The sequence below is a fragment of the Paenibacillus thalictri genome (assembly GCF_004307995.1).
Lineage (GTDB): Bacteria > Bacillota > Bacilli > Paenibacillales > NBRC-103111 > Paenibacillus_AF > Paenibacillus_AF thalictri.
The window spans coordinates 24222-48721 of sequence record NZ_SIRE01000038.1; the positions used below are offsets into that span (position 1 = coordinate 24222).

At 50.8% G+C, this 24500-nt stretch carries 18 protein-coding genes; 12 read left to right on the forward strand and 6 right to left on the reverse strand.

Translation table 11 applies throughout. The features are described 5' to 3' along the window. Nucleotides 1–90: 90 nt before the first annotated feature. Together EYB31_RS35955 and EYB31_RS35960 are read left to right on the forward strand one after the other, a co-directional pair. Nucleotides 91–1107, forward strand: coding sequence for a response regulator (locus tag EYB31_RS35955; RefSeq protein WP_131018390.1), 1017 nt, complete (start codon nucleotides 91–93; stop codon nucleotides 1105–1107). Beyond that, nucleotides 1104–2927 (forward strand): cache domain-containing sensor histidine kinase, encoded by a 1824-nt coding sequence (locus EYB31_RS35960; protein WP_131018391.1) that lies wholly within the window; start codon nucleotides 1104–1106, stop codon nucleotides 2925–2927. Before EYB31_RS35955 ends, EYB31_RS35960 begins: the two co-directional genes overlap by 4 nt. A gap of 83 nt (nucleotides 2928–3010) precedes the next feature. Here the strand turns inward: EYB31_RS35960 and EYB31_RS35965 are convergent, their stop codons facing one another. Next, on the reverse strand, nucleotides 3011–5338 hold the full coding sequence (locus EYB31_RS35965) for a glycoside hydrolase family 95 protein (RefSeq protein WP_131018392.1): 2328 nt from the start codon (nucleotides 5336–5338) through the stop codon (nucleotides 3011–3013). Nucleotides 5339–5435: 97 nt separating this feature from the next. Then, nucleotides 5436–7001: an extracellular solute-binding protein gene (locus EYB31_RS35970; RefSeq protein ID WP_131018393.1), complete on the reverse strand. Its 1566-nt coding sequence runs from the start codon at nucleotides 6999–7001 to the stop codon at nucleotides 5436–5438. A gap of 243 nt (nucleotides 7002–7244) precedes the next feature. Between EYB31_RS35970 and kduD the strand changes: the two genes are divergently transcribed. The 10 genes from kduD to EYB31_RS36020 all read left to right on the forward strand — a co-directional run bounded on the left by kduD (nucleotide 7245) and on the right by EYB31_RS36020 (nucleotide 19585). Next, nucleotides 7245–8000 (forward strand): 2-dehydro-3-deoxy-D-gluconate 5-dehydrogenase KduD, encoded by a 756-nt coding sequence (kduD, locus tag EYB31_RS35975; RefSeq protein ID WP_131018394.1) that lies wholly within the window; start codon nucleotides 7245–7247, stop codon nucleotides 7998–8000. Nucleotides 8001–8298: 298 nt separating this feature from the next. Then, nucleotides 8299–9273: a sugar kinase gene (locus EYB31_RS35980; protein WP_131018395.1), complete on the forward strand. Its 975-nt coding sequence runs from the start codon at nucleotides 8299–8301 to the stop codon at nucleotides 9271–9273. A gap of 31 nt (nucleotides 9274–9304) precedes the next feature. Beyond that, complete coding sequence (locus EYB31_RS35985; RefSeq protein WP_131018396.1) at nucleotides 9305–9970, forward strand: bifunctional 2-keto-4-hydroxyglutarate aldolase/2-keto-3-deoxy-6-phosphogluconate aldolase; 666 nt, start codon at nucleotides 9305–9307, stop codon at nucleotides 9968–9970. 113 nt (nucleotides 9971–10083) lie between these two features. Then, nucleotides 10084–11862 carry a cache domain-containing sensor histidine kinase gene (locus EYB31_RS35990; RefSeq protein ID WP_131018397.1) on the forward strand — a complete coding sequence of 593 codons (1779 nt, stop codon included), beginning with the start codon at nucleotides 10084–10086 and terminating at the stop codon, nucleotides 11860–11862. Nucleotides 11863–11915: 53 nt separating this feature from the next. Further along, the gene (locus EYB31_RS35995) at nucleotides 11916–12947 is read left to right on the forward strand and encodes an ABC transporter permease (RefSeq protein ID WP_240763185.1); all 1032 of its coding nucleotides are present in this window, start codon (nucleotides 11916–11918) and stop codon (nucleotides 12945–12947) included. Between the two features lie 31 nt (nucleotides 12948–12978). Beyond that, nucleotides 12979–13848, forward strand: a complete 870-nt coding sequence (locus EYB31_RS36000) for a carbohydrate ABC transporter permease (RefSeq protein WP_165452795.1) — start codon at nucleotides 12979–12981, stop codon at nucleotides 13846–13848. Nucleotides 13849–13886: 38 nt separating this feature from the next. Continuing rightward, a complete protein-coding gene (locus EYB31_RS36005; protein ID WP_131018400.1) occupies nucleotides 13887–15434 on the forward strand; it encodes a type 2 periplasmic-binding domain-containing protein in 1548 nt (515 codons plus the stop codon). A gap of 57 nt (nucleotides 15435–15491) precedes the next feature. Next, entirely contained in the window at nucleotides 15492–16781 is a 1290-nt protein-coding gene (locus EYB31_RS36010) for a hypothetical protein (protein ID WP_131018401.1), read from the forward strand. Nucleotides 16782–16846: 65 nt separating this feature from the next. After that, the gene (locus EYB31_RS36015) at nucleotides 16847–18304 is read left to right on the forward strand and encodes a response regulator transcription factor (protein ID WP_131018402.1); all 1458 of its coding nucleotides are present in this window, start codon (nucleotides 16847–16849) and stop codon (nucleotides 18302–18304) included. A gap of 12 nt (nucleotides 18305–18316) precedes the next feature. After that, on the forward strand, nucleotides 18317–19585 hold the full coding sequence (locus EYB31_RS36020; RefSeq protein ID WP_131018403.1) for a beta/alpha barrel domain-containing protein: 1269 nt from the start codon (nucleotides 18317–18319) through the stop codon (nucleotides 19583–19585). A gap of 169 nt (nucleotides 19586–19754) precedes the next feature. Here the strand turns inward: EYB31_RS36020 and EYB31_RS36025 are convergent, their stop codons facing one another. Genes EYB31_RS36025 through EYB31_RS36040 form a run of 4 tightly spaced genes read right to left on the reverse strand, consistent with a single transcriptional unit; the run spans nucleotide 19755 to nucleotide 24382 of the window. Next, nucleotides 19755–20840, reverse strand: coding sequence for a CapA family protein (locus EYB31_RS36025; RefSeq protein ID WP_131018404.1), 1086 nt, complete (start codon nucleotides 20838–20840; stop codon nucleotides 19755–19757). Between the two features lie 16 nt (nucleotides 20841–20856). After that, entirely contained in the window at nucleotides 20857–22503 is a 1647-nt protein-coding gene (locus EYB31_RS36030; protein ID WP_131018405.1) for an extracellular solute-binding protein, read from the reverse strand. A gap of 30 nt (nucleotides 22504–22533) precedes the next feature. Continuing rightward, nucleotides 22534–23409 carry a carbohydrate ABC transporter permease gene (locus tag EYB31_RS36035; protein WP_131018406.1) on the reverse strand — a complete coding sequence of 292 codons (876 nt, stop codon included), beginning with the start codon at nucleotides 23407–23409 and terminating at the stop codon, nucleotides 22534–22536. A gap of 22 nt (nucleotides 23410–23431) precedes the next feature. After that, the gene (locus EYB31_RS36040; RefSeq protein WP_131018407.1) at nucleotides 23432–24382 is read right to left on the reverse strand and encodes an ABC transporter permease; all 951 of its coding nucleotides are present in this window, start codon (nucleotides 24380–24382) and stop codon (nucleotides 23432–23434) included. Nucleotides 24383–24500 lie beyond the last annotated feature (118 nt).

Consider the following 24500-nt stretch of genomic DNA (forward strand, 5'->3'; position numbering starts at 1 on the left):
GCTCAAATAGACGGCTTTTTTTATGTCAAAGATTGTTCCAAGAGCCGCTTTTGAACTCGTTATAAGCAATCCGTGAAGGGGGGATAGAACATGAGATTACTGATCGTAGACGACGAACCCATTATTCGCAATGGATTAACAAAGATGGCGAATGATTATTCGCAGCAGTTCGAAACCCTCGAAATGGCGACTAACGGCTTGGAAGCCATGGAGAGAATTATTCAAACGGAGCCCGACTTGGTGCTTACGGATATCCGTATGCCGAAAATGGACGGCCTGGAGCTTTGCCAGAAAATTCACGAACATTATCCGCATATTCAGGTAGTTGTCATTTCCGGATATAGCGATTTCGAATATGCACAAAAGTGTTTGTCTTACGGGGTCAAGCATTATTTGTTGAAGCCGGTAACGCCGCCCGATCTACACGAGCTGTTTGACCAGATAATGAAATCGCGGACGCCCGGTTACATCCCTGTTTCCAAATATGTCGAGTGGACTCTGCGGCTGGAGCAAAGCATCTGGTCGCTGCAGGAGGATGAACGACTCCAACTGCAGGCAGAATGGCGCGACCACTGCGCTCAAGTGTCTGCTCAGCAATTAAAAGAGTTACTGCATGATGTGACGGCGCTGCTGCAGAAAAATTTCCTAGAGAAAAAACGTCCGTTTCATTCCGGCGTAACCGAACCGTTTCAAGCGGCGACCAAAGCGGAGTTATTCCGCGAATTTGAAGATAGGCTGGACACACTTACAAACGATCTTCAGACCGCCCGTCGCGGTAATTTCAAAGACCCGATGGAGGAAGCGAAGGCTTATATCGACACACACTTGTCTGTTGAAGTTTCCTTGAAGGAAGTGGCCGATATCGTTGGGATCACGCCAACCTATTTCAGTGCCTTATTCAAAAAATTGACCAATGAAACGTTTGTTAGCTACCGAATTCATCGCCGCATGGAGAAAGCGCGCGAGCTGCTTTCTATTCCGCATATGCGCACCGTTGATGTGGCATCTGAAGTGGGCTACGACGACTATCCGCATTTTACGAAAACGTTTAAGAAAATATTCGGTATTTCCCCTTCGGAATATCGCTTATCGATCGGTATTAAATGAAAAATCTCAATTTATTTCAAAAACTGTTTCTCTCTTATCTGATCGTCATTTTGCTCTCGTTGGCTAGCGTAGGTGTTTTTTCTTACTGGACTTCCTCAGGGGAGCTGGACCAGCTTGTGGAAAGCCAGCTGTCGCAGGTAGTTGAAAATGCAGTGCACCATACGGATCTTTACATTCGCGCTTACGAGCGGGCGATGGTATCACTTTTGAACAGCAATGACGTAAAGCGATTCATTGACCTCCCTCAGGGGGAAATCGGCTATCCTTACTATGAGCTGCGTAAGGTGATCAAGGAGCTTGGCATTGAACCGGCATTTATTCGCAATCCGGAAATTGCCGACATCTTTCTGCTCAGCTTTAACGATAATGCGATGTATTTCTATAACGATTCGAATGGCGAATCGTTTAGCAAAGAGCAGACTCGCCAGCAACTGAAGTTTTACGTAGAAAACACGAATCCGGAAGGCAAACTTAGCGTTCTGAACCACAGTATCCTGCCGAATCAAAATAATTTGATGCTGACGCTAGTACGGCGCATACGCGGGCTTTCATCTACGGAACCTATGGGTATTCTGGCGATTGAATTACGCGCATCGGAACTGGCGGAATTATGGAAAGGCATCGAGCTTGGAAAGAACGGTTACTTTTTCATAGCTGATGAGAATGGCCGGTATGTTTACCTTCCGGATGTGAAGCAGGTCGGCAGTACTTTGCCTGAAACCATCAAGCAGCAGGTCCTCCAAGCCGGTCCTCATGCTTTTACCGCACAGATTGACGGTAAAGAGATGATGTTTATGAGCCGGAGTTCCAACTATGGCAATTGGCGGCTGGTCGTCTCCATGTCGGTTGATGAATTGCACAAACCGGTAAATACGATTCGAACCACAACGATTGTTGTCGGTTTGTTCACGTTAATCTTGGTGTTATGGCTTGCTTTCCGTTTCAGTAAAACAATTACGGGACCCATTCGCATATTAAAAAGCGCGATGCGTCAAACGGAACAAGGGAACTGGGCGACGATTCCGATCCCGGAGCATCGCGATGAAATCGTTGAGCTAATGAGCCGTTACAATTTGATGGTGAACCGGCTTTCGGAGCTGGTCGACAAGGTGTATCAGGCTGAGCTCAGCGATAAGGAAAGCCGAATGGAACGGCAGAAGGCGGAATTTCAGTCGATGCAGCTGCAGATCAACCCGCACTTTCTGTACAATACGCTGGAAACCATCGTGTGTTATGCGGTCATCCGCGATTCAAAGGAAATCTCCGAGATCGTCAAAGCGTTATCGTATATGCTGCGTTATTCCGTACGAACGAATTTGGAAGAAATTACGGTCGCCAACGAACTTAAGCATATGCTGCATTTTCTTGTGGTGCTGCAGCATCGAATCGGCAGGGAGTTTGAGGTTGACGTAGCTATTCCGCCTGAGTTTTTGCTGCGGAACATGGTGCGCTTAACACTTCAGCCGCTTGTGGAAAATGTGTTTAAGCACGCCTTTCCGGATGGTGTGGAGGATTACCATTATGTGCGCGTTAATGCGGGCGAAGATGAGCATATCTTTTGGGTCACCGTCGAAGATAATGGGGCAGGCATAAGCGAAGCTAGGCTTGAGGAGCTGCGGGAAAAGCTTGATGCGAACCGGCTGGCAGATCGGGAAAGCAAATCTCCTGACGGAATCGGCGGGATTGGTGTTGTCAATGTTCACAGGCGAATTCAAATGGTATTCGGCGAACAGTATGGATTGAAGATTGAGAGTGAGCTGGATAAAGGAACAAAGCTAACGATGATTATGCCGGCGGATGGGAGAAGCATCGGAGACTAAATAGGGTTCATGGAAGAAAAAAGGAAGGAAGCTTCGTGTTGAAGCAATCCTTCCTTTTTTCAGAATATGAGTATAACCATGATCTAATCGCAGCTTCCTTCGGCAAGGAGTACCCGATAAGTTTGTCCTGCCTGTGCAGCAAACTCGACAATGGCGCCATTATTGGTGAACGCAACTGCCGCTCCATCTTCACATTGCACAAAAAGCTGTTGTTCATAGCGAATGCGGCATGTTCCCGTTTGACCGGCACGTATTTGCGCTTCCTGAAGTTGCCCTGCTCGCCAGCGGATGTTGATGCCAAATGCCCCGCGGGCGCGCAATCCCTTAATTTCTCCATCCTGCCACGCTGCTTTGGGCAGGGCAGGCAGCAATTCAATAACGCCGCCATGGGACTGGAGCAGCATCTCCGCAATACCCGCAGTTGCGCCAAAGTTGCCGTCAATTTGAAACGGAGGATGGCAGTCGAGCAGATTCGGATACGTGGACGCAGCTATCAGTTTACGGATATGCTCGTATGCAGCAGCTCCGTCCCCAAGCCTTGCCCAGAAGTTAATGATCCAAGCCCGGCTCCAGCCCGTATGGCCGCCTCCGTTCGCGAGTCGCCGCTGTAAGGTTTGCTTAGCGGCTTCCGCCAGCTCCGGCGTCTGGTGCTTGTCAATCATTTCTCCAGGGTGCAGAGCGAATAATTGGGAAATGTGGCGGTGTCCGGGTTCGGCTTCTTCGTAATCTTCCAGCCACTCCATGATCTGTCCGTGCTTGCCGATTCTAATGTCCGGCAGCCGTTTGATCGCTGCTTCCAAGCGGCGGCGAAGCGTTCCATCCGCTTGGATGATATGTGACGCCTCCATACAAGCATGGAATAACGTATGAACAATTTGCATATCCATCGCAGGTCCCATGCATAAATTTCCGCGAGTCCCGTCCGGAAGAACAAACTTGTTCTCAGGAGAAATGGACGGTCCCGTTACGAGATGACCTTGGCCGTCATCGACCATATACGCGAGCAGAAATTCCGCCGCCTCCGCCATTACCGGATAGGCTTGTTCTGCAAGGAACGTTACATCCATGCTGTACCGGTAATGCTCCCACAGGTGCAGAGATAGCCAAGCAGCGCCTAGCGGCCAGATGGAGGAAGAAATAAGCATGCCTTCGATGCGTGTTTCTCCCCAAATATTCGTATTATGATGCGCGACAAATCCTTCGCAGCCATAAAGGTCTTGCGCTGTCTTCCGGCCATGCGGCCGCATGCGTTCGATGAGATCAAACAACGGTTCATGGCATTCGGCAAGTCCGCACGACTCCGCAGGCCAATAATTCATTTCCGTGTTGATATTGATCGTATATTTGGATTCCCAGGGCGGCGTATAGCTGTCGTTCCATATGCCCTGCAGGTTAGCCGCCATGCTGCCCGGACGCGAGCAAGATATAAGCAAGTACCGCCCATACTGAAAAAAAAGCTCGACCAAGCTGTTGTCCTCATGGCCGGCTTTGACGAGCTCCAGCCTCCGGTCCGTCGGCAGTTTGGCCTGAACTTCAGCGGTTTCTGCTGAAATATTCAGCAAAACCCGGTTGAATTTCTCCGCATACTCCTCGATATGGCTGCGTTTTAGCTGCTCGTACCGCTCCGCCGCTGCAGCTTCTACCCGCGCGAGACATGCATCTTCCGGCTTCGCTGAACGGAAAGTCGATTCCGCAGCAATCAAGAAGGTCACGGCATTCGCACCTTCGACCGACAGGGAATCGCCAATCGTTCGGACAAAACCCTCTTCGGCGACAGCTTTCACTGCGCAGGTGAATCGGATGCCGTCCGTGCCGCTTTCACCTTCCATAAGTATCGTATCCGCCGCAATCGCCCGGCTGCCTCCGTCAAACGGCCGCCGCATCAGATTCGCGCTGCAAGTCAGCCCTCCCGGATGGTCGCATGTTACACGTACGACCATCACTTGATCGGCCGCGCTGCTGAAATACTCACGCCGGTAGCTGGTTGTGCCGATCCGATAACTGACCGTGGCGACCGCTGTTTCCAAATCCAGCTCGCGGACATAGGCCTCCGCAGGCAGCTGATGATGAAGAAACCAGACAAGCAAATCGCCTAACGGCTGATACGGGCTGTAATACTTAGGGCCTGACATTAACGCCATCCGGCTTAGATGCTCGGCTTCTTCCTGCTTGCCTTGCATGAGCATCCGGCGAATCTCCGCTAAATGCGACTGTGCGTCCGGATTATTCGCTTGCTTGGGTCCGCCATACCAAATGGTATCTTCATTCATTTGAATTTTCTCTTGTGCAGGCGCTCCGTGAATCATCCCGCCCAAGCGCCCGTTGCCGATCGGCAGCGCCTCGTCCCATTTGGCTGTCCATTTCTCATACCATAGTTTTAAAGGGGGGCGTCCCTTACCTAATTCAGTCATTGTGTTCCCTCTCTTTCATATAAAATGAGCAATAATGAAGGAAAAGTATTTGTCCGACTGCCTGGGCAGGAACAAATACTTTCTATGATCGTTGCAATTAATTTATATTTTTCGAAACAATAACGCCAGTACCTTGTTTATAGCGCTCTGTCGCTTCTTTCAAAATCTCATTGCCACCTTTATTTTTATACTCCTCAATCACCTTCGGCCAATCGGAGATAGGTTCCTTGCCATAGATCATCTTGATCATATGATCGATGATCAATTTCGGCCCCACATCGTCGGCTTGAGGCGCTACATCCGGAAATTTGGCGGTCGATTGCAGCGCAGGCACAAAACGTACTGAACCGAGTCCTTCCTTCGAGACAACCGTATCCAATGCCTTAATCATCTCACGTCCGTTTTCCGTCAATTCTTCTTTGGCTTTATTGTACGCGCCATCGTGGACAAGCCAGAAGATGCCGCGGAATATGTCATCGTCAACCGCATCCGGCGTCGTTGGCTGTTTAAAATTAACTTTGCCGTTTTCCATGGTGTACGTTTCGCCTTCGATACCGAAGGAAAAGTATCTTTCTGCTTCAGGTGTCGTCATCCATTCAAAAAACTTAATAATCTGAATCGCTTTATCTTTGGGTACTTTGTTATTGATGTAAAAGGACGTATTGACGCTCGAATAGAGGAGGTGACCTCCATAGTTCTCCGGTCCGCGCGGCGATGCAACGATTTCAATTTTGGCATCCGGAATGGCACTTTTGTATTTGTCGCGATAGCTGCCCAAATCTTTTGCATTCGCCGACCACATGCCGGCTTTGCCTGCTTCAATGTTTTTCGCATAATCCGTTTGGGAGATCGAAGCGAAGTCTTTGGGAATCAAGCCTTCATCAAACATCGTCTTAAACGTCTGCAGTGCTTTCATCATATTCTCGGAATCAAAAAACTTCGGTACAACTTGATCTCCTTGAATTTCAAATTGCGCAGGAAGAACATCGTAGGCCCCAAGCAGCGTATCCGCGTATTTGAAGTTTTCCCGCATCTGATAAGGGTTGGCCACTCCTTGCTTTTTAAGGGCGCGCATCACATTCAAGAATTCATCCACTGTCTTCGGAGCGGAAAGCCCGGTTTTTTCGAGCAGGTCTGTTCGGATATATAAAGCGCGCCGGGAAGGTGTGGACATCCACATGGGGATGCCGTACATTTTTCCGTTTAAGCTTGTTTCCTGCCAGGCATCCTTCGGCACCAATTTCATAAGGTTGGGAGCATATTCCTTCAGCAGATCGTCCAGCGGCATAAATACGCCGGATTCCACGGAGCCGGACATCCCTTTTGTGGTAGCGCCTCCAACATTCTGTACAACGTCAGGAAGGTCATTTGAGGCAAACATCAGCGACATTTTTTGATCGAAATCTTTTAAAGGGATCATACGCATGTCAATATCCGTGTTCGTAAGTTCCTCTAATTTCTTTACCCATTTTTCATTATTCACATCGGTCGATTTCTCGGCAAGCCTGCTTCCGCTTGTTGCCATGGACATGGAAAACTTTAATTTTTCATTTTTTTTGGAAGCATCACCGGATGTTGCGTTTGGCGTCGCTCCACTGCTGCAACCCGCTATTAGACTGACCGTTAGTGCACTGGTCAATGTCAACCCGATCACTTTTTTCATCTCATACGCTCCATTTAACTTAAGAATTAACCTCGCTTGGTTATCCATATCTTATATCGTATCCCAAGCAACGAGAATGTATTTTTTTACACTGGTGTTGTGTTCATTTTTGATTTTGACCTGAGAGGACGCCTTTTTGACGCCTGCTTGTCTGGCATAATGTTTGAAATTATTTTATAATGTTGTAGGGACTTTCCTTAAAGAACGTTATCTTAAATATTAAACATACAAGAGGTGCTAAAGATGAGTTTTTTTGATTTGAGCGGCAAAGTGGCATTAGTAACGGGCGGAGCCGTTGGTTTGGGCGGGGGCATTTCGCTTGGACTGGCGCAGGCCGGAGCGGACGTCGTGATCGTTACCAGCAACGACAGAAACCGCGAAACGCAAAATCAAATCGAAGCTATGGGCTGCAAAGCACATACGATCGTCGCTAACCTGATGGACGAGCAGGCTCTTCCCGGCGTCGTTGAGCAGGCGCTGCAGGCGATGGGCAAAATCGACATCCTTGTGAATAACGCCGGCATCATTCGCCGTACCCCTGCTGCGGACCACGCTGCACAGGATTGGTACGATGTGCTTAACTTGAACCTGAATTCGGCATTTTTCCTGTCTCAGCTCGTAGGCCGCGAGATGATCAAACAAGGCTCGGGCAAAATCATCAACATCGCTTCGATGTTGTCTTTCCAAGGCGGCATTAACGTTCCCGGCTATACTGCATCGAAACATGCGATTGCCGGCGTAACCAAAGCGCTGGCCAACGAGTGGGCTTCCAAAAACATCCAGGTCAATGCTATTGCGCCAGGCTACATGGCGACTGACAACACAACGGCATTACGTGCGGACGAAGAGCGCAGCGCGCAAATTTTGGTGCGCATCCCGGCTGCCCGTTGGGGTACACCGGAAGATATGCAAGGTCCTGTCGTATTCCTGGCTTCCAAAGCTTCCGACTACATGAGCGGTCACGTATTGTGCGTGGACGGCGGGTGGATGACGCGATAAGGAGTTTATCCGGCGATTGGAAATATGAGAATATTTATTCATGAAATGATATACGACGGAAAGAGATTGCTGCTCCACCGCCAATGAAAACCGTGTTTCTTTAATTTACCTTGCGGTAAAAACACGGTTTTCAAAAGCGGACGTAAACTTTCCGCAGCAATTCCCTTTCCTCTGTATATCTCATGGATAAATATTCGCAGCAGCGATCCGTTGGACAAACTCCTTACGGCTGGGTAAATAATAAAAAAGATAAAATATTAACCAGGCGCAGGGGGCCTGGTTTAAGGGGGGTATAACGATGGAGCAACGCAACGCACAGCAAATGTTCCGGCCGGAGATGATCACCTTCGGCGAAACGATGGCGCTTATGATGCCGAACGGTTCCAAAGGGATTGAATATTCACCGCAGTTTCAAAGCTTGTTCGGCGGGGCGGAGAGCAACGTAGCGATTGGCGTGGCGCGCCTTGGGCACCGTGTGGGCTGGTTCAGCCGCCTTGGCAAAGATCCGCTGGGCAATTATATTTTGAAAAAAATCCGCGGCGAAGGCGTCGATGTATCCCGTGTCGAGCAGACGACGGAAGCGCCGACAGGCCTGATGTTCCGCGAAGTGGTCAACGGCAAGACGTCGGTGTATTATTACCGCAAAGGTTCTGCGGCCAGCACGCTGGCTCCGCAGCATCTGGATGCGGACTACATCGGTCAAGCGCAAATTTTGCACGTGACCGGCATCACTCCCGCATTAAGCGCGACAAGCCGGGCTGCTGCGAGAGAAGCGATCCGTATCGCCAAAGCGGCGGGCGTCAAAGTTTGCTTTGACCCTAACCTGCGGCTGAAGTTGTGGTCGCTGGACGAAGCGCGCGAAGTGCTGCTTGATTGGGCGAAGGAAGCCGATTATTTCCTTCCCGGTCTGGATGAGCTGAAGCTTTTGTATCAAACGGACAATTTCGACGAAATTGTTAGCCGTCTTAATGAGTTGGACGCCGTCTCGATCGTCAAAGGCGGCAACGATGAAACGTATGTCGTCGAGAAAAGCGGCGTGACAGCCGTTCCGTATTTTAAAGCGGAAAAAGTGGTCGATACGGTAGGCGCGGGTGACGGTTTCTGCGCGGGTTTTATCGTTGGTTTGCTCAAGCAATACAGCTTGGCCGAAGCGGTGCGTCTGGGCAACTTGATCGGCTGTCTGGTCGTGCAGACGGAAGGCGACTGGGAAGGCATTCCGACCTGGGAGCAGGTCGAAGCGTTTCTGACCAATAAAGCTCATGTCGAGCGTTAATATTACTTAAGGAAAGAATGGTAGATAAGCGATGAAAAAACTGCAAATCACACAGCAAATGGTCAGAGAAGGCGTCGTTGCGGTACTGCGCGGCGAAACTCCCGAAGAAGTCGTCGAAATGGCGAAACAATCGATCGCAGGCGGAATTAAAGTAATCGAAGTAACGATGACCGTTCCGTTTGCGCTGAGGGCGATCGAACAGCTGGCGAAAGAATATTCCAGCTCGGCCCCTGCAGACTCGGACAAATACGCGATTATCGGTGTAGGCACGGCGCTTGATCCGGAAACGGCGCGTGCGGCGATTTTGAGCGGAGCCGAATTTGTGGTAGGCCCTTCGTTGAACCCCGCTACGGTCACGTTGTGCAACAGATACCGGATTCCCGTACTGCCGGGCTGCATGACGATCCAGGAAATCCAGCATGCGCTGGAGCTTGGCGTAGACATCGTCAAGTTGTTCCCGGGCAACCTGTTCTCGCCGGCGATGATTAAGGCCGTTAAAGGCCCGCTGCCGCAAGCCAACATTATGCCGACCGGAGGCGTATCGCTCTCCAATCTTGGCGAATGGATCAAGGCGGGCGCGGTCGCCGTCGGCATCGGTTCCGATTTGACCAGCGAAGCGGTAAAAACCGGAGACTACTCGTTAGTCGCCAAGAAGGCCGCTCAATACATCGAAGCATACAAAGCAGCCAAAGCGTAACTCCGGCGTCAGACACGGCTGCAGCACATGGATACGAAGGGTTCGCATGCACACTTGTTGCAGCGGGCCCTTTTTTTCACCAAATATCCCCCCAAAGGAGAGTGGCTTAACCGATGTTGAAAATGATGGAGAACATCAAGCTGAAATCTCAACTGCTCCTGCTCATCTGCCTGTCGATCGGCATTATCATCTTGCTTCAGATCATTTATTTCAGCTGGTTTGAAAGCATCAATACGCGCAACTATTCGCAATTCCTCAAAGACAATTTAAAGCAGCTAGAAATGAAAGCGGTAACATATTCGAAAGACATCAACAATATTATCAACATCACCTCGTTTAACGAGCTGACGTTTCAATTTGTCAATTCGCAGGACATCGACGACCGGCTACGGCTGAAAAATAATATGCAGGTGATGATCGATTCCATTTTGCTGTCCAATAAAAGCATCAACGGCATTATTATTAGCGATCTCGACATGATCAATATCGGCGCTTACAAAAGAGAGGACTTTTGGGTACTTAATGAAGTGGCCAAATTGTACCGTGAGGGCAGCATACCGAGGAATCAGCCGACTCATTACATATTTGAGGGTCATGAAAGCGGGAAGCCGTTTTACGTCTGTGTGAATAAATCGTTTAGTTCTTACCAGTCAGGCAAAGATTTCATTACCGTTGTCGTCTACAACGCCGACAGCTTCGTGAGCACGGTATCGGGCATCAAGCCTAACGATAACTCGCTGTTCCTTATTGCCGACAGCCACGACAACGTGATCGCCTCGAACCGTGCAGGGCTCGGGCCAGCCGATGTGCAGCAGATTAATGACGGATTCGTTCAAGGCAAAGAGCAGCCGTCGATCGCGGCTTTTATCGGAGGCAAGAAGCCGCTGGCTTATGAAATCCCCGTGGAGACGTTAAATTGGCGGATCATCGGGATTACGCCGGATGTGGAGGTGACCAAGGATTTATCGGAGCTTAAGCGTTTTGGCGCGCTCATGGGCGGTATCGTCATTCTGGTGCTGCTCGGATTCGGCTATACAATTAACAAAAGCATGACCGCGCCGATTACCCATATGGCTCATTTCATGAATTCGCTCGGTTCGAATTACAGCACCCGGAGATTTGCGATTTATAGCCGCAATGAAATCAGCTTGCTGGCCAGGACGATGAATAAAATGCTCGACAACATCGACACGATGACCAGCGAGGTGGTAGCCTCGCAAGAGAAGCTGTACCAGGCGGAAATCGCCAAAAAACAAGCGCAGTTCGCCGCTTTTCAAAGCCAAGTCAACCCTCACTTCTTGTATAACACGCTGGACTGCATCCGCAGCATCGCATTAGCCAGAGAGGTGCCTGAAATTTTCGAAATCACAACTTCGATGGCCAAAATTTTCCGGTACAGCATTAAGGAAAATACCGATGTCAAAGTAGGGGACGAGTTGGAGTGCATTCAGGACTACTTCAGCATTATTCAGATTCGCCAGAGCAACCGGTTTGCTTTGGTGTGTGAAGTCGAACCGCAGGTTATGAACTGCCTTATCCCCAAAATGATTCTTCAACCGATTGTGGAAAATGCGGTGTTCCATGGATTGGAGCAAAAGAAAGGGCCGGGTGTGCTGACGGTCCGCGGGTATGACAGCGGTGGCAAGTTGATGTTTGAGATCGAAGATGACGGTAAGGGGATGCCTGCGGAGACGCTTTCCCGGCTGGCCGCGAGTTTTGCGGCTTGGGACGTCTCGGAGGGCCAGCCGGTCGGGCGGGGAAGCAACGGTATCGGGCTAATTAATATCGACAGAAGAATCAAACTGCTATATGGCGGCAAGTTTGGCGTTACGGTTAACAGCAGCCGGGATGAGGGGACCAAAGTGGTGATTGTGCTGCCCGCCATTACATAAACCGAAATTAGTCTAAAAATTCCGAAAACAGTACATTTTAAAGCGCTTGCAAGATGGATTACAATACAAACAAGCAAGGCGGCAGGGACTTAAGCCGAAGCCAACAAGCTCAAGGAGGAAGCCGAATGCAGGCGGAGAGAAGCGCGATCACCGGCGAAAAACTGACCCTTCTACGAAAGTGGAATACCAGGCGCAAGCTGTATTACACATACCGCTATGCATATTTGCTGGTCATTCCCGGATTTATTTATTTTGTTGTGTTTAAGCTAGCGCCGATGTGGGGGCTGCTGATCGCGTTTAAAGACTTCAGCCCGTTTGCCGGCTTTTGGGGCAGCGAGTGGGTCGGCTTCAAATATTTTGCAGAGTTTTTCGCAAATGAATATTTTTATTTAATGCTGCGAAATACGATTGTCATCAGCCTGATGAATCTCATTTTTTACTTCCCCGCGCCCATTCTGCTCGCGCTGCTCATTAACGAGATCCGGGTCGAGAGATTCAAGCGGCTGAACCAGACGATCATTTATATGCCGCATTTTTTATCCTGGGTCGTTATTGCGGGTATTACGTTTTTTATGTTGTCCTCGGACGTCGGGTTTGTAAATAAGGTGATCGTCAGTATAGGGGGTCAACCGGTCGCCTTCTTATCCAATCCGAAGCTGTTCTGGTGGGTCATACTTCTGCAAAATACGTGGAAGGAAATCGGCTGGGGCACGATTTTGTTTCTCGCGGCCATGACGCAAATCGATCCCATGTTGTACGAAGCCGCCACGATAGATGGAGCTACACGCATGCAAAAAATTACTCATGTGACGATTCCCTCCATATTGCCGACCATCATCGTGTTGTTCATTTTAAGGCTGGGCCATATTATGGACGTCGGTTTCGAACAGGTGCTGCTGATGACCAATCCTTACGTCAGGGACGTGGCCGAAGTATTCGACACGTATTCGTACAACCAGGGCATTAACCAAGGCAATTTCAGCATTGCGATTACCGTTGGTATTTTCAAAAGCATCGTGGGCCTGATTATGGTTGTGTTGTCCGACCGTCTCGTCAAACGAATGGGCCACAGCGGCATTTATTGATCTCACTTACGCAAGGAAGGAGCGCATGCCTATGCATTCAAAAAAAGCTTCGGTCGCCGATATGCTGATCTATACCACCGCCGGATTGATTTCGTTTATTTGCATCGCCCCCTTTTTCTATATCGTCAGCGTGTCGTTAACGGACCCAGCGGTGTATGTGCCGTTTAAGTTATATATCGTGCCGGATAAGATGTCGTTTGCCTCCTACGCGTACATCCTCTCCAACTCGAATTTCATCAGTGCGGTCAAAAATACGCTGTTTGTTACGGTCATCGGCACCGCATTAAATATCGCGTTTACCTATACGATGGCTTACGCCTTGACCAAAAAGAACATGCCGCACCGCAACGTGTTTATGGGGGTTGTCATTTTTGCTCTGATCTTTAACGCCGGCATTGTGCCGAATTATTTGCTGGTGAAAAACCTTGGCCTCATCAATAGCCTGTGGTCGCTCATTCTTCCGGTGCTAACCAATTCGTGGAGTCTGATCGTAGCCAAAAGCTTCATTGATTCGCTGCCGGAGGAACTGGAGGAATCGGCCAAAATCGACGGCTGCACCGAGCTGGGCACCTTCTTCCGGATCATTATCCCTTTATCCAAAGCTTCGATCGCTACGCTCACGCTTTTTTTCGCCGTCGGCCACTGGAATACATACTTCAACGCTTTGATTTATTTGACCGACTCCAGCAAGCGGACCCTACAGGTATACGTCAAATCGCTGCTGGTCGACGCATCGACTAACGGCGCTGGAACCACGGGCAATGTCGATCTGCTCAACCTGCCTTCCGAAACGGTGCGTATGGCTACGGTTGTTCTTGCAATGCTGCCGATCATGGCGGTGTACCCTTTTGTCCAAAGATATTTTATTAAAGGCGTCATGCTCGGCTCCATCAAGGGCTGAGGTTGAAATAAACCAATCCAAGGGAGGTATGTTACGTTATGCACCAAAAAGCCAGAAAGGTTTTTTACAACGCAGCAGTGCTTACCGTCGCCGCAGCGTTACTCTCGGCATGTAATGCTACGAGCACCAATGCGCCAAGAGCCCCGAGTACCCCAGGCACTCCAAGCGCCCCGGCGGCGGAAAGCAAGAAGCCCGATCCGGCCGTTATCCGCGGCATGGCTAACTTGTACAGCCAGGCACCGGCTAAGGATAGTGAGTTCTGGAAGAAGATGGAGAGCGAGTTTAACGTCAACTACACAGTGGATTGGGTGCCTGCGGACAATTACCAGCAGAAGCTGGACCTTGTGCTTGCGTCGGGTGACATTCCCGACCTGATGCAAATTACGAACACAACGGCGCCAAGCATATTAAAAGCGGTCAAAGCCGGCGCTTTCTGGGATTTAACGCCGTACCTGGGGGATTTCAGCAAGTACCCCAATTTCAAAAAATATACGAACCAAAATGCCTGGGTGCTCAGCAAGGTCGGCGGAAAAAATTATTTTGTGCCGAGAACGCGCGGCAATCTGGATTCCGCGATTTTTATCCGCCAGGACTGGCTGGACAAGTTAAAGCTGAAGGCGCCTACGACGCTGGAAGAATTCGCCGAGGTGATGAAGGTTATCGCCCAAAGCGACCCGGACGGCAACGGCAAAATCGATACGATCGGCGTACTGCCGAACGCCGGCTTTTTCGCCGCGGGTTTCGGTACCCGGGATCCGGTGCGCGACAGCAACGGGGGCATTATTCACGCCAACTTAACAACCAATTATGCCGATTACGTGCAATATATGAGGGACTTGTACAAGGCCGGCGCGATTCCGAAGGAATTCGCCTTGATTAACGGCACGCAGCAGGAAGAGATGTTTATGACGGGACGTTCCGCTACTCTGGTCAAAAACGCATGGCACAAATACCGGATGGAGCAGGAAAACCAGAAGACGCAGCCGGGCGCCAAAGTAACGATTTTGCCTTATTTGAAGGGGCCTAAGGGGTATTCCCATATTTACGATTTGGGTTATTTCGGCGGGATGGCGATTTCCAAGAAGGTCGACGAGAAAAAAATGCTGCGCATTCTCGATTTCCTTCATGCCACTACGGATGAGAAATACTATAACTTCGTCAACTTCGGCATCGAAGGCGTCCATTATACGCTGAAGGACGGCTTCCCGTCACTGACCGATGCAGGCAAAAAAGAAGTCAACAGCTCATTTAACGCACCGTTTATTTTCTCGACGGCCGAATTCGCCAAGGTGGACAGCCCGCTTGCGCCGATGTCCTACAACCTGCAGGTCAGGGAAGAAATGAAGGCGCTTTACAAGATTGACGCCAAAATCGAGCTGTTTAACGTTCTGCAATCCGATGCATGGAGCAGCGCATGGTCCAAAGTAAAAGATGAGTTTGCGTCGATGGAAGCCAAAGCGATTACAGGAGCGATCTCGATCGACGATTTTAAAGCTTATCAGAAGAAACTGCTGGATAATCCGGATGTGGTCAAGTCGGCCGGCGAATTTGCCAAGAGCTATGAGGAATTTTTCGGCAAAAAGTAAATCGCCGCGCTGTTCAATTATAAATCAAATCTTACTAAGAGACGGGAGAACTGAACCATGTATATCAAAGAAGTCGCATCCAGCTTGTATCCTTGGGATTTGGCCGATGAGGGAGTGGAGACGTGTGTCGACAATGTGGTCGAGCACAGCTTGGTGAACAGTGTGTATTTGGTCGGTATCATGCATAAGGAAAAAAGACCGCTGACCAGTTTGTTTTACACGCACAATCCGAAACGCAAGTTTTACTTGCCGGAAGACAGCCGCATTTATTACCGCATGGATGAAGCGAATTTCGCCAATACGCCGCTGAAGCCGATGTATTCCGACCGCGATTTTCTGAAAGGGACGGACTGGCTGGACCAACTGACGGAATACGGCAGAAAAAAGAATTTGAAGACGGGCGCAGAAATCTCCCATACGTTTTTTGACTGTGAAGTGGCCAAGAAGGAGTTTCCCGACGTGCTGCAAAAAAACATTCACGGCGGCATTATCGAACGCCATTTCTGCTGCAACAACGATCATGTAAAGGAATACATGAAGGCGATTTTTTACGATACCGTAAAAAATCACGACGTCGATTTTGTACAAACGTGCATGATGTTGTTTGCCATCGGCGAACCGGTTAAAGCCCCTTGGTTTATGGAAAACGATCCGGAGAACAAGGTAGGCGCGCTGCTTGGCGTGCTTAAGGGAGGCTGCTTCTGCTCGCATTGCCGGGAGAAAGCGATCGGCATGGGATACGATTGGGACCGCATCGTCAGCGATTTGAAAGGTCTGGAGCAGCTTGTCTACGCGACGGCTTATCATAACCTCGATTCTGTGATGGATAATCATGTGCTGATGGGCAGCGACTTGCTGGAAACCGGGCTGTTGCTTGAATATCCGTCCCTGTACCAGTTCCTTGAGTTCCGCATGAAATCGATCGCTGTGCTGTTTAAGGAAATTCAGGTATCGATCAAATCGGCGAATCCTAAGGCGGATTTCCGGTACAACAACTACTTGAGATATCCTGAGCTTGCGGGCTTGGACTTCGCTTCGGTCAAGGATTACCTGGACTCGGTCCGGGATTCCGACTACACCGAGCAGCTCGGCGCTCCCGACAAATTTAAGAGAAAAAGAAACACGATTTTGAAAATACGCCGCGGCATCGGATATGACAAAGATTTGATCGCCGCCTTTGCGCCGCGTCCGAACGCCACGCCGGAATTGATCCGCGAAAGCATCAAGGTGCTGAGCACGCTTGGCGTGGACGGCTTGTCGCTGGGACACTACGACGGCGCGACGTTTGAACTGCTGGACGCGGTGAAGACGGGGATGCGCGAAGCGGGGCTGGAAATAAGAAAATAGCTGATATGATAGGCCCCGGCTGACCGTTCGTTCAGCCGGGGCTGCGATCATGACGGAGGGCGCCTATGTATAAGGTCATATTGGTCGACGATGAAATTTGGTCCCTCGAAGGCATTAGAAAATTGTTTGAATGGGAGGAGATGGGGTTTGCCGTTACGGCCCAGGTGACGGATGCCGCCGAAGCTTATGAGCTGATTGTCAGCACGAACCCGGACGTCGTTGTCACGGATATCCGCATGCCCGAAATGTCCGGTATCGAACTGCTGCATCAATCGCGCCGGGAGGGCATGGATTGCGAATTTATCATTATCAGCGGTTTTGCGGAATTTCAGTACGCCCAGGAGGCGCTGCGGCACGGCGCTTTTGATTATCAGCTGAAGCCGATTGAACGAAGCGCGGCGGGAAATTTGCTGGCGAGGCTGAAGTCACATTTGGCCAAAAAGAAATCCGCTGAGCACATGGAACTGCTGAAACAGTTAAGTCTGGGCCGCATGAGTGCAGCGGAGCTGTCGGATCATCTGCATTTTCATCCCGACGGGGCACACTGGCAGGTTGCCATTGTTGAAGGGAGCGATGCAGACGATATTTCCGCGGCAGATCGTCTGCCAGGCGGAATGAACCACTTTACGTTTCGGATCGGAGAAGGAAAGGCGGTGCTGCTGCTTAACGGCGGCCCGATGCTGGAAGCCGAGGTATGGCGCGAGCTGAACAGCGGGCGCTGCGGTCCCGGGGCCAGCACGGGTATCAGCAGCATGACGCAAGACGCCGAGCGGCTTCCTGCGCTGATCAAGGAAGCGGAGATGGCGGCGGCCCAACATTTTATAACGGGTCAGCCCGGCATTGCGCAGTTTAATGCTAAAGCTTGCGCGGCGGCAGAACGTTTTGCCAAGCAGCTGGAGAAACTGCTGATGTTGAAAGACTTTGCAGAGATTAGCGATCTGGTAGATGGCATCCCCGAGCTGTTTGCGGAGCATCGGCTGGGCATTCCTCATGCAGTTGCCTTATGGAATGAGGTGGCCGTCCTGATTCGAAAAAGGCTGGAGAGCGATGCGTCTGCCATCCGGCTTGATTTCCTCGATTATGAAGAAATGCTCGCCAAGTTCGATAGTCTTCCCTCGTTATGCCGCACCATGAAGCAGGTTCTGCAACAAATGTGCTGCGCGGGAAGCGGCGGGCTTGGCAAATCGCAGCATTACAACGGCAATTTCATGGCGCTGCTGGAGTATGTCAACCAAAACTACAACAAGGAGCTTGCTTTGGGCGAGCTTGCGGAACGGTTTTATCTGAATATGAGCTATTGCAGCGAGCTGTTTAAGAAGGTGACGGGTTATACGTTCAGCGACTACGTGACAAGGCTGCGGATGGAAGCGGCGGCGGAGCTCATACGCACCGGGGAGCATAGCGCGGATTATGTGTGCCGGATGACCGGGTACAACGATTATTATTACTTCAGCAAAATATTTAAAAAATTTCATGGCGTACCGCCGTCCCAACTGGCGGGAAGAGGGGTACGCAGCTCTTAGGAGGCAGCCGTTATGTATTGGAAAGAACTGACGACAGGCATTTATCCTTGGGACATGCATGATGAGGGAATTGAAAGCATCCTGGACAATTTGCAGCAGCATGCGGGCAACAACGCCGCTTATATGCTGGCGATCATGCATCATGAGAAGCGGCCGCTGCACGATAATTACTACCATCATAATCCGGTGCGCAAACGGTATTTGGCTGAAGACAGCCGTTGTTATTTCACGATTCATCCCGAATCTTACAAGAATTCCCGGATCAAGCCGCTGCCCAGCGACCGGGAGTTTCTGAAGGGCGTCGACTGGCTGGAGCTGTTCACTCGTTCGCTGCGCCAGCGGGGCATGAGCCCAGGTGCGGAAATTTCCCATACGCCGCTGGATTCGGTCAGAGGCGGGGGCGAATTTGCCGACTGCATCCAACGCGACATTTATGGCAACCCGCCGGCGCACGGTTATTTCACGAACCAGCAGCTGTGCTGGAACAGTCCCGATGCAAGAGCGTACATGTGCGCGATCGCAACCGATTTGGTGACGCATTACGACATCGATATGATTCAAACCTGCTCCTTTCTGCTGAACCAGGGGCAGTTGAACCTTCATCCGTTCCTTGGCGTAACGCTGGGAGGCTGCTTCTGCCAAAACTGCGAGAAGGAGGCCCGTAAAGCCGGGCTGGATTGGGACTTGATCCGCAAGACGGTGCGGCATTACGCCGACATTATGAAGCGGGCTACGCTGGAAGCAAACGAAGATTGGCACCTGCTGCAAAGAGGCAACTCGACACCGGTGATGTTCCTGATCGAGCATCCCGAGCTGTATGAGTGGTTGAAATTCCGCTGCGATTCCATCACCAGATATTTCAGGGAGTTGTCCGAAGCGATTCATGCGGCCAATGCCAAGGTCGATTTCCGCTTCAACACATGTTGGCAGGAGGCCGAGCTGATCGGCCAAAACTTGAAGGACATCGGCCGTCATGTCGATTCGATTCGGATTATGGATTACGCGGAGCAGACCGGCGACGAGGAGCGGGTGCTGCAAAAAGGCAAGTGGCTGGCCAATGTGCGCAGACAGGTCGGCGAAGAAAAAACGATTATCGACAGCATCGCGCCCAGAGCCAAGGCGACCCCGGATTTGATCAAGAAAGGCATTCGCGTTGTCGCTTTAGGCGGTGCTGACGGGTTGGCCTACGGCTTCTATGACGGGGCGACGATGGAGCGGCTGAATGCGATCCGGGAGGGTATGGAGGCGTGCGAGATTGAACTGCGGCCACTGAAAAAGTGAACGCTGCGTGAGCGAATCATGCTTCCGATCGCCAATTGTCCCCGAATTTCTTTGAATTTACCTGCTTGCGGCAGATGAAATTCGGGGACAAAAGCGAACGCTGGCGCTTCTCCAGCATGATTTCGCTCACTCCGCTGCTTTTTTCAGTGGCCTCTTGCAGTTACATACGCTACGACCAACGCACTTCAGCTTTACCGTCAATGGGCTCCACCTGGACGCCGAACTTGGCGGATAAGGCGGAAAAACGCTCCAACGTCCGTTCGGCTGCGCTGCCGGACATAAGCCGGGGAGGGGCGCTATAGGAATAAGCGGCGTCCGCAGCTTCGGCAGGTAAGCCTCCTACAGCGATCGGCAAGCAAGTGATACCAAGCAAATTGCCGTCGGCATGAAACCGGCATTGCACAATAACGCTTTCCCATGCTTTCGTGCCCGTTCGCTCAAGCCATCGTGCCGGTTGATACGTATGGAAGATAAAATTGCCCAGGCCGTAAAAAATCGGCCTCTCTTTATATACTTCCATTCCTTGAAGCACCGGGGTGCCGTGACATATAAAGATGTTTGCGCCGGCATCTATACAACTGTGCGCGTAAGCTTGCATCCAGTCGGGAGTCATCTCCATCTCCTGCTCCCAGTGATGGCTGTGCGCGTAAACGGCCACAAAGTCCGCTTGCCCGGAAGCCTTCCGAATGCCGTCCAAATGGCGCTGCATATCCTGTGCGTCGGGAAGCGGACGCCCGCTGCTCATCGCTATAAGCTGCCTGTTATTGCCGGGACGGGAGGGGATCGCTCCGTTCCCGTCAAAGGCATAAACATACTCGGCCTGCGGGCCGAAATCGATTGCGGCAAGGGCGACACGGCCCTTGCCGAACGATTTGTGCCGCACACGCGAGGCTTCAGCCATATTGACGCCGATGCCCGCGTGAAGGAACGGGTGTTTGTGCATTTCTTCCAATGTCGATAATATGCCGCCAGGCCCCAAATCGAAGGAATGGTTATTGCAAAGGGAAAGCATGTTGAAGCCGAATGCCTGCAGCGTGTCCAGCACAGAAGGGGACGAGGCGGCAAAAGCGGAGGTTTTGGTCGGCCACCCGCCATAGCTGCCTTGAATCGTTCCTTCAAAATTGGTAAAGGACAAATCTGCTGCTTGTAACATGCTGATGATTTCTTTGCAATCGACTGCGGACATATGCTCCCGCATATCCTTCTTGATCAGAGATTGGCCCGCGGCCGCAAATAGAAACGGTTGCTGCAGCATGGACAACTCCTTGATGTTATTTTTCGTACAAATCTTTAGTAAATAATGCGGTGTTTTTGTTGTCCGCATACCACTTCTGGTACCATTCCTCGACCTTTTTGCCGCCGCCTTTCTCCCAGTTGGTCTTGGCTTCCTGAATGGCCTGCTCCACGCTGTAGGAAGAGCCGCTGACGACCGCTTTGATCATTAATTCGCTGATGGCATCGGACAAGGTTGTTTCCACCGTACTGATGTCCTGCGGAACCGACGGCCAGTAAAATTTCGAGGTAACATCCGGAATCGGCCGCTCCTTGGACAGATAAGCTTTCTCCGCAATTGGAACGAAGCTGATGAACTCTTTGTTGATCGGTTTGTTCGGGTCAAGCGACTTCTCGAAAGAACCGCAGTCTCCTTCTCTGACGGAAGGGAAGAAACCTTGGAAATACTGATTCCATACGACCTCTTTTTTATATTTCTCATCGTCCATCGGCACATAACAGCCGTCGGGTCCTTTTTTGGAATGAGTGCCTTCAATGCCGTATTTGATCGTATTCATCGTGGACGGAGTGATCATGAAATCGATGTATTTCATGACGGCCTCGGGATCTTTTGCTTTCGCGTTAACCGCGGCGACCATACGAACCGCAGGCTCCAAATACGGACTGAACTGGCCAAACGGGCTTTTCGGCAGCTCGATAGGGATGATTGACGCCTCGGGATTGTTTTTCTTGAACGCTTCGAATACTTTGTAGCCCGTGCTTTTGACGCCGTTCTGGATGCCGAAAATGCCCAGCTTGCCGTTCACCCAGTCCTTTTCCGTTTTGGCGCCGTTTTTGTCGGCCAGAAAGTCTTTGTCGACAAGGCCTTCATCGTACAACTTTTTGCGGAACGCGGTATGCTCCTTGATCCGTTCCCAATCGCGCACCAGCTGGCCGTCTTTGACGACCCAGCCGACGTCGCCGAACATTTCCCGGATGTTCTCACCGCTCATGAAGCTCAGGCTTGTCCCGAAGGTATCCTTTTTGCCGTTGCCGTCGGGATCTTGCTCGGCGAACGCTTTGGCTACTTTATAAAAGTCATCGGTTGTCTTCGGGATTTCCAGGTTCAGCTTTTTCAGCCAATCCGTGCGGATGAACATGACGTGGTTGGTGACCATTTTTTGCACACGGCCGATTTCGTATATTTTGCCGTCCGGTTTGGTCCCGAGTTTTTTCAGCATCGGATATTCCTGCATCAGCTTTTTGTATTCGGTGCTGTATTTGTCAATCACGTCGTCCAGCGGCATCAACTGCTTCTGCGTGTACAGGCTGTTGCGGTATATATCATCGTATTCGATAACCAGATCCGGCGCGGTGCCCGAAGCAAACATCGTATTGAAAATTTGCGTCGATTCCCGGCGGGCGACAGGCACATACGATACATCAACCGGCCCTTTTTCATTCACCCAGGTCGCCCAGCGGTTTTTTTGCGGTGTTCCTTCCTCGGCGGGAATTTGCCCTTGATCGTAAATCGAGACGCTGAGCTTGCCGCGTTTCGCTTCCGCCTTCTGCTCATTTTTCCCTGAGGTTTCGCCCGCTTTCGGACTGCCCGGCCCGGCTTGCGAGCAGCCGGTAACAACAAGACCGATGGCGACACCAACGGTCAGCGCCGACGGCACCCACTTGATGGCGATGTTTTTTCTCATATGAACCCCTCCTTGTGATTGCGGTACCGATTAACCTTTGATCGCTCCGATCATGACGCCTTTGACAAAATACTTCTGCAGCAAAGGGTATACGATCAGCATAGGCAGCACCATAACGATAATTCCGGCCGATTTGATCCCTTCCGGCGTGATGTCGCTTAAGTCGTCCGGCTGCTGCTTGTTGATTTCGATGAGCAGCGACTGGCTGTTCACCATCTGCTGTACCATAACGGTTAAATTGTGCATTTCCACGTTCTGAATATAAAGCAGGACGGACATAAAGATGTTCCAATAATGAACGCCGTAAAATAAAGTCAGCGCCGCAATAACCGGCAAGGATAAAGGGAGTACGATGCGGGTCAACAGCCCCAGCTCGCTGCAGCCGTCGATCCGGGCGGCCTCTTCGATCTCGGCCGGTATGTTCTCTAGAAAGCTTTTCAGTACAAGCATGTTGTAGGCGCTGACCAGTCCCGGCAGCCAAATCGACCAATACGAATTGATCAGCCCCAATTCCTTAATGAGCAGGAAGGTCGGGATGATCCCTCCGGAGAACAACATCGTAAATACGATGGCCAGCGTCAAAAAACGCCGGAGATAAAAACTTTTGCGGGCCAGCGGATAAGCTGCCATCACGGTGAACACCATGCTCAGCACGACCCCGACAACGGTGATCAGGAGGCTGTTCTGGAACGCACGCACAACCGGAGTGCCGCTGATCAGCGATTTATACGATTCAAGCGAGAAACCCGACGGCCATAAAGAGACAAATCCCGATCGGACGGCGTGCGCATCGCTTAATGATACGGATAAGGTATGAATCAGCGGCAGCAGACAGCTCAAACCGACGATACATAACATGAAGTAATTGAATACAAAAAACAGCTTCTCGCCTTTTGTGTCTTTCATCGGATACGCTCCTTCTTGTTACTCACCAAAGCCCGCGGTCAAACATTCTGGCAATCTTGTTGGCGGCCAATACGAGAATAAGTCCCACAACGGATTCGAACAATCCGAGCGCTGTCGTTTGGCTGAACTTGGCTCCAAGCAAGCCGGTCCGATAGATGTAGGTGCTAATGACATCGGCGACATTCATCACACTTTTGTTTTGCAGCACGAAGATATGATCGAATCCGACATCCATCAATTTGCCGATGGATAAAATAAACATGAGCACGATGACCGAGCTGATGCCGGGAAGGGTAATATGCCATATCTTTTTAAACTTGCCGGCCCCGTCGATGCTCGCGGCTTCATATAAACTGGGATCAATGGAGGTTAATGCCGCTAAATAAATGATGGCGCTCCATCCGGCTTCCTTCCAGATTCCGGACCCGAGATATATGCCGATCCAGGACAGTTCTTTGTACAAGAATGGATAAGGGCTGCCCGCCCATCGTTCAATCCAATAATTCAGAAAGCTGGACTGTTGGGAGAAAATCGTCATCACCATGCCCCCGATGATCACCCAGGAAAGGAAATGGGGGAGGTAGACGAGTGTCTGCACCGTTTTTTTGAACCACAGCTGTTTGACCTCGTAAAGCAAAATGGCCAGGATAACCGGAAAGGGGAAGCTGACAAAGATGTTCAGTAAGCTGAGCATCAGAGTATTCTTGATTACATCCAATGTTTTCGGCGTGCTGAACAGCTGGTCGAAATGAGCGGTGCCCGCCCAAGGGCTTCCCCATATTCCGTCGGCGAAGTTGTAGTTTTTGAAAGCAATGATGAGACCGGTCATCGGCAAATATTTAAAGATGATAAAATAGGCGGCGACCGGCAGGAAAAGCAGCAGCAGGGGCAGGTTTTGACGGAATCTCCGCCTGCGAGCCGAGATGCGATGACTTGTTTGCAGGGCATGTTGAACTTGCTGAGCCGTATTCATCTACTCGCGTTTCAGCCTCCATTCGTTCAGGGGTAATAAAAATTCGGGCCCGATTCGTTTTCAATGTACAGGACGGCAGGGCGTGTGGTCAACGCACATGAATCCGGCGCCGCACCAT